This window comes from Magnetovibrio blakemorei (genome assembly GCF_001746755.1).
Classification (GTDB): Bacteria; Pseudomonadota; Alphaproteobacteria; order Rhodospirillales; family Magnetovibrionaceae; genus Magnetovibrio; species Magnetovibrio blakemorei.
In genome coordinates this window covers 18,610-31,554 of the sequence record NZ_MCGG01000026.1, presented here as the reverse complement: position 1 = coordinate 31,554, position 12,945 = coordinate 18,610, and the positions used below count along the sequence as shown (strand labels likewise).

Below are 12,945 nucleotides of genomic sequence, written 5' to 3'. Positions count from 1 at the left end.
GGTTGGGTTCAGTACGGCGGTGGACGTGCGCTGTATGATGAACTGATGCATGATAACTTGAAACTGAATTTGGTCGGCTTCTTGTCTGGTCCGATGCCGGCACAGCCGTTCGGTTGGTTCAACAAGGAAATCAAAACCGCCGATGACATTAAGGGCTTGAAGTACCGTACCGTTGGCTTGGCTGCCGACGTTCTTCAAGAAATGGGTATGTCCGTTCTGCAGTTGCCCGGCGGTGAAATCCAGCCGGCAATGAAAAGCGGTCTGCTGGATGCGGCTGAATTCAACAATCCGACGTCGGATATGGACTTTGGCATGCAAGATGTGTCTAAGGACTACTATTTGGCCAGCTATCACCAGTCCCAGGAAAGCTTCGAGATCATCTTTAACAAGACTCTGTTTGACAATATGTCAGCGGAACAGAAGTCGATCCTCGAATACGCTTCCGAAGCCGCATCTGCAGATATGGCCTGGAAGGCGATGGAACGTTATTCCGCAGACTTGTTGCGCTTGAAGACGGAGTTCGGCGTGCGGGTTCACCGTACCCCTGACAGCGTCATGAATGCTCAGCTTAAGGCTTGGGACATCGTGGTTGACCGGATTAGCAAAAAGGATCCGTTCTTCGCCAAGGTCATTGAATCGCAAAAGGCCTGGGCCAAGCGTTATGGTGCTTATGCATTGCAGAATGCACCGGATTATCGGGGTGCTTACGAGCACTATTTCGGCGCACTCTAAGTGTGGGCCGGACTTAACCGTCCACCGAAGGGGGCGGCGCTCTGGTGCGTCGCCCCATCGGCTTCAAAGACTATAATTTTCTGAGGCTGTAGGCATGACCCATATCCTGCACTTTATCGATAGTCTGAGCGCCTGGACAGGTCGCGCCTTTTCTTGGTGCATCTTGGTGCTGACATTCGCGACGTGTTACGAAGTTTTTGTCCGCTACGTCTTGAATTCTCCGACAACGTGGGCGTTCGATATGAGCGTGCAGATGTATGGGGCATTGTTTCTGATGTCCGGCGCGTATGCGCTGTCTCAAGACGCACATGTGCGCGGTGACGTGATCTATCGCTTGATGCCCAAGAGAACGCAAGCGAGCATTGACCTGACACTCTACATCCTCTTTCTGTCACCGGGTGCGCTGGCGCTGATGTACTACGGTTATGGCTTCGCAGCTGACTCTTGGTTCTATAAGGAAGTCAGTTGGTCAAGTCCGACGCGTATTCAGATTTATTTCTTTAAGACGCTCATTCCCATCGCAGGCACGTTGGTGCTGTTGCAGGGGATTGCTGAATCGGTGCGCTGCATCCAATGCATTCGCACTGGTCAATGGCCTGCGCGGTTGAAAGATGTGCAGGAAACAGAAACCATGCTGATTCATGAACGCGAAGATCTTCAACATCTAAAGTCTGAGAAACACTTATGACAGACCCACAAATCGCCCTTTTGATGCTCGGCCTGTTCATTTTTGTTGTGCTGCTGGGATTTCCGATTGCTTTTACCTTGGTCGCGATGGGGCTTGGTTTCGGTTATTACGCCTATTACGATCCGATGCGTATGCAGTCTCTGTTCGACAACCGAATATTTGACTTGTTTGTGCAAAACACGTTTTCGGTGATGTCCAACGACGTTCTTGTCGCGGTACCGCTCTTTCTCTTTATGGGCTACGTGGTTGAGCGCGCCAATATTATGAACAGGCTGTTTTTCAGCTTTCAATTGGCGGCGCGCAATTTGCCCGGCTCCATGGCTGTTGCGGCATTGCTAACCTGCGCGGTGTTTGCGACTGCCACGGGCATCGTCGGGGCCGTGGTGACGTTGATGGGTATGTTGGCTTTTCCGGCGATGCTCGAAGCGCGTTACGATAAAAGCTTTGCTGCGGGGGTCATTTGCGCGGGTGGGTGTTTGGGCATTCTCATTCCGCCTTCGATCATGTTGATCGTGTATGCCGCAATCGCTGAGATTTCCCCATTGCGCCTGTATGCGGGGGCCCTGCTGCCCGGCTTCATGTTGGCTGGTTTTTATATCGTTTACGTCGTGACGCGCGCTTATTTTAATCCCTCATTGGCGCCCAAGCCGGAAAGAGATGTGGTGCCCATCCGTGAAGTCATAAACGAATTGCTGGTGTCGTTTTTCCCCCTGGCCATGCTGATCACGGCGGTTTTGGGAGCTATTCTTTTGGGTCTTGCGACCCCAGCCGAAGCGGCGGGTGTTGGCGCTGCCGGTGGTCTGCTGTTGGCCGCGTTGTATCGGTCGTTGTCTTGGGAACGTTTAAAGGAAGCGGTGTTTCTGACCGCCAAGACCTCGGCGATGGTGTGTTGGTTGTTCGTCGGTTCATGGACGTTTGCATCTGTGTTTTCGTATCTGGGCGGTCATGACATCATCAAGGATTGGTTCCTGGCGCTTGATATTGGCACGATAGGCTTTTTGATCTTGGCGCAAACCACCATTTTCTTGCTGGGCTGGCCGTTGGAATGGACCGAGATCATCATTATTTTTGTGCCGATTTTCTTGCCCATGCTGACCACCTTTGGCGTTGATCCCTTGTTCTTCGGCATGCTGGTTGCTTTGAATTTGCAGACGTCCTTTTTGACCCCACCGATGGCGATGGCCGCTTATTACCTGAAGGGCGTTGCGCCTGCCGATGTGGAGCTGATGGACATTTTCAGAGGTATCATGCCGTATCTGGGGATCGTCATTTTCTCGATGGTGTTGCTGTACAACTTCCCTGCTATCGCCTTGTGGTTACCCGTCTATCTGTTCGGTCCGGGTTAACGTTGTGAAGATGGCGCTATAAAGATGAGCAATCTGAATCAACTCAGTGCAGCAGAAGCGGCCCGTCTCATTTTAGCGGGGCAGGCGTCTTCGGTTGAGCTTGTCCAGGATTGTCTCACCCGCATTCGTGACCACGATGCGACCGTTAAAGCGTGGGCGCACTTGGATGAAGATTATGTCTTGGAACAAGCGCGCCAGTCGGACACGTTGCGTCGCTCCGGCGCCTCAGTCGGTCCGCTGCATGGCGTGCCGGTTGGCGTAAAGGACATTTTCGACACACAAGACTTTCCGACGGAATGCGGCAGTCCTCTATATGCGGGGCGCAGAACGATTGAAGATGCGGCGGCCGTGGCGCGGTTGCGCGAAGCGGGAGTTGTCGTTCTGGGCAAAACCGTCACCGCCGAATTGGCCGGAATGTCGCCCGGTCCGACCACCAATCCACACGATCCAGAGCGGACCCCCGGTGGGTCGAGCAGCGGATCTGCTGCCGCCGTCGCCGCCTATATGACCCCCTTGGCGTTGGGCACACAAACCAACGGTTCGGTCATTCGTCCGGCATCTTATTGTGGCGTGGTTGGGTACAAGCCCACGATCGGCCTGATTTCACGCCATCGAGTGCTCACCACGTCCAGCAATTTGGATCAAGTGGGGGTGTTCGCACGGACCCTCGAAGACGCGGCGCTGATGGCTGAAGCGATGGTTGGTTTTGATGCCCGTGACAAAGACACCTGTTTACGCCCGCACCCAAGCCTCGCCGCCAAATGCCATGAAGCGCCGCCGATGCCGCCCAGATTGGCCTTCGTTAAAGGACCGGCTTGGGGCCAGTGCGATGCGTCTACCTGTGAAGCGTTCGGTGAGCTGGTGGAGGTTCTGGGCGAACATGTTGAAGAGGTCGACATTGATGACGTCTACGACGAAGTGTTCGACTGGCACCGTCGCGTCATGGAAGCCGATATCGCGCGCAATCTTGGTCAACTGTCAGACCGTGCGGGCGACAAGATGAGCGATACTTTGAAAGCGACCATCGCGCGCGGACGTGACGTTCGTGCCGTGGACTACACCTTGGCCCAAGACCGCATGACGATGTTCGCGGACGGGTTTGATGAAGTGTTGACCAAGTACGATGCCATTATCACCCCCGCCGCAACGGGTGAAGCTCCCGTGGGGTTGACCGCGACCGGCAATCCCGCATGCGCGACGCTGTGGACATTTACGGGCATGCCCGCGCTGAGTTTACCGTTGTTGGTGGGCGAGGCGGGGTTGCCGCTGGGTGTGCAATTGGTGAGCCGTCGTCACGACGACGCCCGACTGTTTCGCAATGCGGCGTGGCTTGAAAAGTATATTCAAGGCATGGCGGAAGGGGCTTAAACGAGATGTCCAAAAAAGATAGGCTCAGATTGAGTTTCATAAAGATGGAGAGGACCCAAAGATGATCAATGCGATCACCGGCCTGCTCGGCATGGCGATGTTTTTGGCCTTTATCGGGGGCTTGGCAGAGTCCATCGGTGCTGCGCCATTTGTCGCCATTGTCGTCATTATCGGATCAATGGCCCTGTACGACTATTATGAGTCCATTCGGGATGAACGTCAGAAAGCGGCGGCTAAGACCCCTCAACCAAATCAAGAACCTTGATGAGCGCGGCATGGTCGAGATCGCCAAATCCAGCCTCGATCACACGGTCGTATTGGTCCATGACCTGGGCCGTGGTGGGCAGAAAAAGGCCATGTTCATTTGCCAGTTTTTGGGCTTGAAACAAATCCTTGCGTTGGGTGGTGCATTTTCCACCGGGGGTGAAATCGCCGCTCACCATACGTTGGCCGTGGACTTCAAGAATGCGGGAATCCGCAAACCCGCCCTTCAGCGCCTCGCGCACCCGGCTGGGATCAGCCCCCGCGCGCTCCGCAAGCTTCAGGGCTTCGCCCACCGCACTGATGGTCAGGCCGACAATCACCTGGTTGGCCGCCTTGGCGATCTGTCCGGTACCCACAGAGCCGACGTGAACGATGCTTTGCCCCAGGCAAGACAGAACGGGGCGGGCCTTTTCGATGGCCTCCGGTGTGCCGCCCGCCATGATCGAAAGGGTGCCGTTTACAGCGCCGATGGTGCCGCCGGAAACCGGAGCATCGACGTAAATCCCGCCCGCGGTTTCGATGTGCGTGGCAAAAGCGCGGGTGGCGGTGGCTTCGGTGGTGCCCATGTCGATGACCAAGGTTCCCGGTTTAAAGTCTTTGAGAACGCCGTTGTCGCCGTTCAGGGCCAGATCAACCGTCTGGGTGTCGGGCAGCATCAAAATGATGGTGTTGGCCGCTTTGGCGATGCCAGCCGGACTTGTGGCAGGGTGCATGCCCTCAGTTTTCAATTCGGTGATCACGTTCTGGGAGCGGTTGTGAATGATCAGGTTTGCTCCGGCCTTGTGCAGATTGCGGGCCATGGGTTTTCCCATTAACCCCAGGCCAATAAAACCGATGGTCCAATTGTGAAGGGCGAGAGGCGGGAGCGACGTCATCATGAGACTCCAGTTTGTTCTGAAAAGATTTTGGAATCATATCTCTTTTTTACCGATTTGAGGATTGCTTGAGTTGAACTTTTACAATGTGGAACTCATCAAAAGGGTCGGGAATACAATGTGCTGCAAATCGTACATAAAGGTGGGAATGTGAAATGGCGAAAGATGTAAGACGCAAGGCCCGCGTGAAGAACATCGTGAAAATAGGCGAACACGGTGGGGGGCAGGTTCAATCCTTGTGCCGAGCCCTGTCGATCCTCAACGTGATTGCCGATAAAGCCCATGGGATGACCATGACCGAAATCGCCCAGAGTACCAGTCTGCCGATGTCGACGGCTCATCGTCTTTTGACGACCTTGCAGCACGAGCGCTACGTCCGCTACGACCCCGAGCAGTCGTTGTGGAAAATGGGTGTTCAGGCGTTCATCATCGGCAATGCGTTTGTCCAGTCGCGCGATATCATCTCGACCTCCATGCCGTTCATGGTGGCCTTGATGGAAAAAAGTGGTGAGACCACCAACTTGGCTGTCGCAGACCAGGGCGAATGCATCTATCTGGCCCAAGTCGAATGCCATCAAATGATGCGCATGCAAGCCAAGCCGGGATCACGTGTGCCCATTCACAGCTCTGCGGTTGGCAAAGCCCTGTTGGCGGCGATGCCGGGCGAAAAAGCCAAAAAATTCATTCAAATGCGTGAGTTTGAGCGTGCCACCGACAACACGGTGATCGACCAGAAAGCGCTGTGCAAAGAAATTGAACAGGTTCGAGAAATCGGATTTGCCTATGACGACGAAGAGCATTGCGTGGGGCTAAGGTGCGTGGCTTCGCCCATTTTTGATGAGTTCGGAGAACCGATTGCAGCGGTGTCCCTGTCGGGTCCGTTGGCGCGCGTCAGCGATTCCCGGTTCCCCATTTTGGGGGCCATGGTGAAGGAAGCGGCAGAGGATATCACGGCGGCCATGGGGGGTAAAAAACCGAAAAATGTCAGCACCAGTTTTTGCCGCTAACGCTGCGTCCCAATGACGTGAGGCTTGGGTGTCGTTAGGCTTGGCTATCTGTAAAGGCCTGGATGCCAGCTTCGCCACAGGCGATGTCTTGCTCAGGCGCGCCGCCGGACAGACCAATCGCGCCGACCAATGCGCCGTTGGCCATGACCGGAATGCCGCCGCCGACGATGGAAAAACGCCCTCCAGCAGAGGTGTGAATGCCAAACGTCAAATTGCCCGGCACGCAATTTTGATTGTAGGCCTGGGTGCTTTTGCGCGAAATCGCCGCCGTATGGGCTTTGTCCTGGGCCAAGGTGGTCGACAGCGGTTTGCCGCCGTCCATGCGTTGAAAGGCAATCAGAAAACCCGATTCATCCACCACGGCAATGCACATGGGCACGTTGATCTCACGCGCCTTGGCTTCTGCGCCTTGGATGAGAATTTGAGCATCTTGATAGGACAGGCGTTCGATGGTGAGCACAGTGTTCTCCCGCTGTGCGACTTGGTTAGCCGCAGGTGAAATCTCTTGATCCTCTATACGCTCGAGGGCCTTGGACCTCAAACCAATATGTGCTGATCAACGCTGTAACTCACCCTATAATGGACATTCAATATATTGATATTAATGCTAAATAGTGGCGTTTCCCAAATTGCGGAAATGATTGTCATTCCGACCGTTTAAAGCTAGCCGTAACCGCGTGTGGGGTGTCACCATGTGAGGCATGTGGCGGACAGAGTGTGTTTGCCACAGATGTGAATTGTATTTTCTCAACGGGAGACCTCTGTGCCAAAGCTTGCGGCCAATATCAGCCTGATGTTTACAGAAGCGGATTTTGCGGACCGTTTTGCCTTGGCCGCCCAAGCGGGGTTTCGGGGCGTTGAGTGTCAGTTTCCCTATGATTTTGACGAGGGTGTGTTGAGTACGCGTCTGCGCAGCAGCGGCTTGGCGCAGGTGTTGATCAACTTGCCCGCCGGGAACTGGCAAGCCGGGGATCGCGGCATCGCGTGCCTTCCAGATCGCCGTACCGAATTTAAGGCCAGTGTTGTTCAGGGCCTGCGTTATGCAGCGGCCTTGGCATGCCCACAGGTCCATGTGATGGCTGGGATCGTACCGGAAGGTCTGGCGTTTGATGAAGCGCGCAACGTCTATATGGACAATCTGGTTTTTGCTGCTGACAGCTTCAAAGCCGAAGGCATCCGTTTGCTGATTGAACCGATCAACAATCACGACGTGCCGGGTTATTTTCTCACAGGCACGCGCCAAGCCTTCGACATTATTGCCGCAACCGGGTCGGATAACATTGCGTTGCAGTACGATGTTTACCACATGCACATCATGGAAGGCGATGTGGCCGAAACGATCAAACGTCATTTGGCCGCTATTGCGCACGTGCAAATTTCCGATAGCCCAGGACGTCACGAACCGGGCACCGGGGAGATCGACTATCCGACACTGCTGGGCGCGCTGGATGCACTTGGATATGACGGGTGGGTTGGGTGCGAATACGTTCCCGCGACATCAACGCAAGACGGGTTGGGCTGGGCACAGGCCTATTTGAACGGTTAACACGCATAAAGGAGACCTAAGTTATGGCGAAAATCGGTTTTATCGGACTGGGCATCATGGGTCATCCCATGGCGGGGCATTTGCAAGCGGGCGGTCACGACCTCTTTGTGCTCAAACGCTCCAAACCGACACCTGCCGATATCCTTAACGGCGGTGCGGTGGAGTGCGCTTCTGCCCAAGAGGTTGCCCAAAAAGCCGACATCATCATCTTGATGGTCCCAGACACCCCCGACGTCGAAGCGGTTCTGTTTGGCGCTGACGGTGTTGCGTCCGGTTTGTCGGCGGGTAAGTTGGTCATCGATATGAGTTCGATTTCCCCCACGGCAACCAAAGTGTTTGCCGTCAAAATCAATGAACACGACTGTCAATATCTGGATGCTCCGGTATCGGGCGGTCAGGTGGGGGCTCAAAATGCGACGTTGACCATCATGGTTGGCGGTCCCCAAGACGCTTTCGACAAGGCCAAGCCCTTGTTTGGACTGATGGGAAAAAACATCACCTTGGTGGGCACCGCCAATGGTGTTGGGCAGACCTGCAAAGTCGCCAATCAGATCATTGTCGCGCTGAACATCGAGGCGGTGGCAGAAGCTTTGGTGTTTGCCTCAAAGGCAGGTGCCGATCCGGCCCGCGTGCGCGAAGCGCTGATGGGTGGGTTTGCATCGTCCAAAATTTTGGAAGTGCATGGTGAACGCATGATCAAACGCACCTTTGATCCAGGCTTTCGCATCGAACTGCATCAAAAGGATTTGAATTTGGCGTTGCAGTCTGCCCGTGAGATTGGTGTATCCTTACCCAACACCGCCATGGCGCAAGAACTGTTTAATGCGTGTAACGCTGCCGGAGGTTCTGGGTGGGATCATTCCGCGATGGTCAAAGCGTTGGAACGGCTGGCGGACCATGAAATTGCTTAGGGTCCAGAACTCCAAATGAGTGTGTAACCATGACCAACATTGATCCCGATCAATTGCTGCGCAATCTGTTTGCGGCCGCCACCGAGGCGGCCTTGCCAGAGCGCTGTATTGGCGCACATCTTCCGCCCCGGCCCAAGGGGCGCACGGTGGTGATCGGTGCGGGAAAAGCCGCCGCAGCCATGGCGCGTGCGGTGGAGGAGCACTGGGATGGCCCCTTGGAAGGTTTGGTCGTCACCCGTTACGGTCACGCCGTGCCGACTCAGTTTATTGAGGTGGTCGAAGCCAGTCATCCGATGCCCGATCAGGCCGGGGTTGAGGCCTCAAGGCGCATCCTCGATTTGGTCTCGGACCTTAGCGCCGATGATTTGGTTCTGTGTCTGATCTCGGGCGGGGGGTCGGCGTTGATGTCTTTGCCGACCAACGGTCTCACCTTGCACGACAAGCAAGACGTGACCAATCAGTTGCTGCGTTGTGGGGCGACCATCACGGAAATCAACTGTGTGCGCAAACACCTGTCCGCTATTAAGGGCGGACGCTTGGCCATGGCGTGTTATCCGGCCAAGGTGGTGTCGTTGATCATTTCCGATGTGCCGGGCGATGATCTCTCGTCCATCGCCTCCGGGGCGACGGTGGCGGACCCGTCCACCTATGCGGACGCCATTGCGGTTTTTGAAAAATATGCCATGACCATGCCACCCGCCGTGGCTCAAGTGCTGAGTGCAAAAGCGGATGAAACACCCAAACCCGGCGATGCGCGGTTTGCCTTGGTCGAAAACACCTTGATTGCGACCCCGCAAATGTCTTTGCAGTCCGCCGCTCAAGTGGCGCGCGACGCTGGCTATACACCAATGATTTTAAGCGACCGCATCGAAGGGGAGGCACGCGACGTCGCCGTCGTGCACAGCGCGATTGCCTATCAAGTGGTGGACCACGGCCAGCCCCTGAAAGCCCCGGCGGTGATTTTGTCGGGCGGTGAAACCACGGTGACTGTGCGCGGAACTGGCGGGCGTGGCGGGCGCAATACGGAATTTCTTTTGGCCTTGGCGATCCACTTGGACGGGCTCGATGGGGTTCACGCCATTGCGTGCGACACCGATGGCATCGACGGGTCCGAAGACAACTCCGGGGCCGTTATCCATCCGGACACGTTGGCACGCGCTGCAGAGATGGGCTTGGATGCCAAAGCTTTTTTGGCGAACAATGATGCCTTTAGTTTTTTTTCCGCCTTAAACGATTTGGTGATGAGCGGACCGACGCTGACAAACGTCAACGACTTTCGTGCCATCGTCATTGAATGCAGAACGGGAGCGCGCCCATGAGCCGTGCTTCTGAGGTGGTGAAAAATTATCTGCGCGTTCCGTTCATTATCATTGTGTGGATGATGGAAACTTATTCTAAGAACCGTCAGCGGTTGCGCACGTTTATGGCCCAGCCGGGCACCAAGACCGCTTTCAAATGGGCCATCACGGTGACGGCACTGGCGTGGATTGTCATCGCGTTTATGGCCCGCGATGAACATGGGCAGCGTCTAAACGATGCGCTGATCGGGGTTTGGGGCGATACACAAACCCTGATTGAGGAACGTGAAGCCAAGCAAAAGAGCACCGTGCAGACACAATAAATCGAGATCAGCTCGCCGCTTCCACCCGGTTACGGTCACCTTTTTTTGCTCGATAGAGGGCTTCGTCGGCGCGGGCGATCAGGTTGCCCTCACTTTCGCCGGATGCCAGGCTGGCCACCCCGAAGCTGGCGGTCTTCTTGCCCACAACGGGGAAAACGTGATCGCCGATGACGATGCGGATTTTGTTGGCCAGATCTACCGCGTGTTCGAGGGTGGTTTCTGGGCAAATGATCAAGAATTCCTCTCCGCCCCAACGACCAGCCACGTCGATTATGCGAATGTTTTCCGTCAACAGCTCCGTTATTTTGACCAGAACGGCGTCCCCCGTTTGATGGCCGAAAGTATCGTTGACGGATTTGAAGTGATCGATGTCGAGCAAGACCACGGACAGGGGATGGTCATAGCGGGTTGAACGTTCCATTTCCTGTGTGAAGGTCTCGTCTAATTTCAGACGGTTATAAAGACCGGTCAGTCGGTCGGTCACCGACAGTTCCTCAATGTGCTTTTTGTCGGTGATGTCATAGCGGATGGCGGTGTAGCCGGAGATGGATCCGTCGGCCAAGAAATCCGGTTCGATATTCACATCCACCCAATAGGCACTGCCATCCTTGGCGCGGTTTTTGATCTCGCCGTGCCAACCCTTTCCGGCGCTGATGGTTTTCCACATGTCTCTGTATATTTCCTTGGGCATGTCTGTGTGGCGGACGATATTGTGAGCGCGTCCCATCAGTTCGCCTTTTCCATATTTGGAGATTTTGGCGAAAGCTTCCGAAGCGTAGGTGATGCGCCCTTGGGTGTCGGTGCTCGACGTGATGATGTGTTTATCCACAATATCGACATAACTCTGGAGGCTGTCCCGCGCCGCCTTGAGGTCACGGGATCGTTCTTCGACCAGTGTTCCCAAGCGCCGGTTTAGGGTAAGCAGGATAAGCGTCAAGATGCCGAAGGCTGCGGCAGCTCCGCCAATCCACAGAATCCATTGAGACATTCTCCCATCAGCTTGTAAATAATCCCGGTAATCGACGCCTTCGGAGTCAGAGTTTTGCGGGACCATGTTTTGGGTGCGGTAGATGTTCGCGATGCGCTGAAAGCGCCCAGAGTTGAGGTGCCCAATCTCCACCAAATTGGGCTGAATCATACGGGCGGTTTCCACCGCTTCGAAGCGCAGATGATCCAGGCTCTTCTTCGATCCATATTTTTCCAACAACCAACCGATGACCTCTTCGGGGTTGTCCAGGGCGTATTTCCAGCCCTTAATGGACGCACGGCGGAAACGCAGTGCCAAATTGGGCTTGTTGCGCATGATCCTTTCGCTGGTGAACAGCATGTCACCGTAAAAATCGATGCCGTAGTTGGTGGGATTGATGATGTGGATGGGGAAGCCCGCTTGCTCATACAAAAAAGGCTGATTGGTTATATAAGCGGACTGGGCGTCCGTCTGACCTTTCAGCAAAGCCATGTCGTCGAATGAGTGGGGCACGTCGATCACGTCCTTAGTTACCATGCCTTCATGATCGAACATGGCGGCAATGGAAGCATCGTCTATGCCCTTCTGGCGCATGACCTTTTTGCCCTTGAGTTCATGGGGACCAAGCAAGACATCTTCTGCTCGGGTCAGAAGCACCAAGGGCGAATGCTGAAAGATGGCGGCCAGAACCACGACGGGTCGACCGTGCATGCGATGCAGAATCAGGCTGGCATCGGAAATGCCGAAATCAGCTTTGCCGCCCAGCACCAAATCAATGGGAAATTTCTTGGGATCGCGTTCATGGATTTGAACGTCCAGACCCTCGTCGGCGTAATAGCCTTTCTCCAAAGCGGTGTAGTAACCGGCGAACTGAAACTGAGAGAACCACTTCAGTTCAAGGCTCACTTTATCGGCGGCATTTGCGCCAGCGGTTGCAAGCAGCAGGGTTAGGAAAATAGGTGTCGCAGTCATGCGCCCGCAAAAATCCATGTGACCCCCTTTCCAACAAACCTCTAACACTCACGATAGTGTAATATAATAATATGATTTGTGGAAATGCTTCATATCTATTTAGCCCCTTTCGCTCTTTAAAAACGCGCTTATATCCAGATTTCCGAAAACTTTGAGAGGGCGCGATGATGAGCGCACATAATGGTGGATCAGAACCTGAAATCATTCCCCCCGGTTCGCACGGATCGCACGAAAGCTCCGGTTTCGATACGGGAGGAAATGCGCAAGCCAGGCCATCTATGGATTTTGATGACGTGAAGGGCTTCGTCAACACCCCATTGGCCATGCCAAGGTTGACGTATGCGCTGTACGCCATTGCGTCAATCAGCGGTTTTCCTATGTTGATCGGTTTGATCTTGGCCTATGTGGCTCGTAGTGAGGCATCGCCTTGGCTGCACAGCCATTACACGTTCCTGATCAGGACCTTTTGGGGTGGGCTGTTGCTGATCTTGGTGGGGCTGTTGACGTTTGTCTTTGGCGTTGGGATGTTTATGCTGTGGGTGCTGCCGTTGTGGTACGTGATTCGGATTGTGCGTGGCTGGGTTTTGCTGGAAAATAACCAGTTCATTCCCAACCCCAAAAGCCTGTTGTTCGGCTAAATTCCCATTC

Annotated in this window: 14 protein-coding genes; 11 read left to right on the top strand and 3 right to left on the bottom strand. The window is 54.8% G+C overall.

Annotation, left to right across the window (positions count from 1 at the left end; genetic code table 11):
- From BEN30_RS09240 to BEN30_RS09220, 5 genes are all read left to right on the top strand, one after another.
- Window positions 1–732: TRAP transporter substrate-binding protein (locus BEN30_RS09240; RefSeq protein ID WP_069958058.1), on the top strand; the 732-nt coding region annotated here is incomplete at its 5' end.
- 94 nt (window positions 733–826) lie between these two features.
- A complete protein-coding gene (locus tag BEN30_RS09235; RefSeq protein WP_069958057.1) occupies window positions 827–1,420 on the top strand; it encodes a TRAP transporter small permease subunit in 594 nt (197 codons plus the stop codon).
- Window positions 1,417–2,766 (top strand): TRAP transporter large permease, encoded by a 1,350-nt coding sequence (locus BEN30_RS09230; protein WP_069958056.1) that lies wholly within the window; start codon window positions 1,417–1,419, stop codon window positions 2,764–2,766. Before BEN30_RS09235 ends, BEN30_RS09230 begins: the two co-directional genes overlap by 4 nt.
- 24 nt (window positions 2,767–2,790) lie before the next feature.
- Window positions 2,791–4,134, top strand: coding sequence for an amidase (locus BEN30_RS09225; protein WP_069958055.1), 1,344 nt, complete (start codon window positions 2,791–2,793; stop codon window positions 4,132–4,134).
- 61 nt (window positions 4,135–4,195) lie between these two features.
- A complete protein-coding gene (locus BEN30_RS09220; RefSeq protein WP_069958054.1) occupies window positions 4,196–4,399 on the top strand; it encodes a hypothetical protein in 204 nt (67 codons plus the stop codon).
- Here BEN30_RS09220 and BEN30_RS09215 read toward each other — a convergent pair.
- Complete coding sequence (locus BEN30_RS09215; RefSeq protein WP_245649028.1) at window positions 4,368–5,276, bottom strand: NAD(P)-dependent oxidoreductase; 909 nt, start codon at window positions 5,274–5,276, stop codon at window positions 4,368–4,370. The genes BEN30_RS09220 and BEN30_RS09215 overlap by 32 nt on opposite strands.
- 152 nt (window positions 5,277–5,428) lie before the next feature.
- Between BEN30_RS09215 and BEN30_RS09210 the strand changes: the two genes are divergently transcribed.
- Entirely contained in the window at window positions 5,429–6,280 is an 852-nt protein-coding gene (locus BEN30_RS09210; protein ID WP_084005313.1) for an IclR family transcriptional regulator, read from the top strand.
- Window positions 6,281–6,314: 34 nt separating this feature from the next.
- On the opposite strand, the gene BEN30_RS09205 is transcribed toward BEN30_RS09210, so the two are convergent.
- Window positions 6,315–6,740, bottom strand: a complete 426-nt coding sequence (locus BEN30_RS09205; RefSeq protein WP_069958053.1) for a GlcG/HbpS family heme-binding protein — start codon at window positions 6,738–6,740, stop codon at window positions 6,315–6,317.
- Window positions 6,741–7,043: 303 nt separating this feature from the next.
- Between BEN30_RS09205 and hyi the strand changes: the two genes are divergently transcribed.
- The 4 genes from hyi to BEN30_RS09185 are packed head-to-tail and all read left to right on the top strand — an operon-like array spanning window position 7,044 to window position 10,358.
- The gene (gene hyi, locus BEN30_RS09200; RefSeq protein WP_069958052.1) at window positions 7,044–7,826 is read left to right on the top strand and encodes a hydroxypyruvate isomerase; all 783 of its coding nucleotides are present in this window, start codon (window positions 7,044–7,046) and stop codon (window positions 7,824–7,826) included.
- A gap of 23 nt (window positions 7,827–7,849) precedes the next feature.
- Complete coding sequence (locus BEN30_RS09195) at window positions 7,850–8,737, top strand: 2-hydroxy-3-oxopropionate reductase (RefSeq protein WP_069958051.1); 888 nt, start codon at window positions 7,850–7,852, stop codon at window positions 8,735–8,737.
- Between the two features lie 29 nt (window positions 8,738–8,766).
- Window positions 8,767–10,056, top strand: a complete 1,290-nt coding sequence (locus tag BEN30_RS09190) for a glycerate kinase type-2 family protein (RefSeq protein ID WP_069958050.1) — start codon at window positions 8,767–8,769, stop codon at window positions 10,054–10,056.
- Window positions 10,053–10,358 (top strand): hypothetical protein, encoded by a 306-nt coding sequence (locus tag BEN30_RS09185; RefSeq protein ID WP_069958049.1) that lies wholly within the window; start codon window positions 10,053–10,055, stop codon window positions 10,356–10,358. Before BEN30_RS09190 ends, BEN30_RS09185 begins: the two co-directional genes overlap by 4 nt.
- 7 nt (window positions 10,359–10,365) lie before the next feature.
- On the opposite strand, the gene BEN30_RS09180 is transcribed toward BEN30_RS09185, so the two are convergent.
- Window positions 10,366–12,297, bottom strand: a complete 1,932-nt coding sequence (locus BEN30_RS09180; RefSeq protein ID WP_170827008.1) for a diguanylate cyclase — start codon at window positions 12,295–12,297, stop codon at window positions 10,366–10,368.
- Between the two features lie 164 nt (window positions 12,298–12,461).
- Between BEN30_RS09180 and BEN30_RS09175 the strand changes: the two genes are divergently transcribed.
- Window positions 12,462–12,935 carry a DUF4870 family protein gene (locus BEN30_RS09175; RefSeq protein WP_139134942.1) on the top strand — a complete coding sequence of 158 codons (474 nt, stop codon included), beginning with the start codon at window positions 12,462–12,464 and terminating at the stop codon, window positions 12,933–12,935.
- Window positions 12,936–12,945 lie beyond the last annotated feature (10 nt).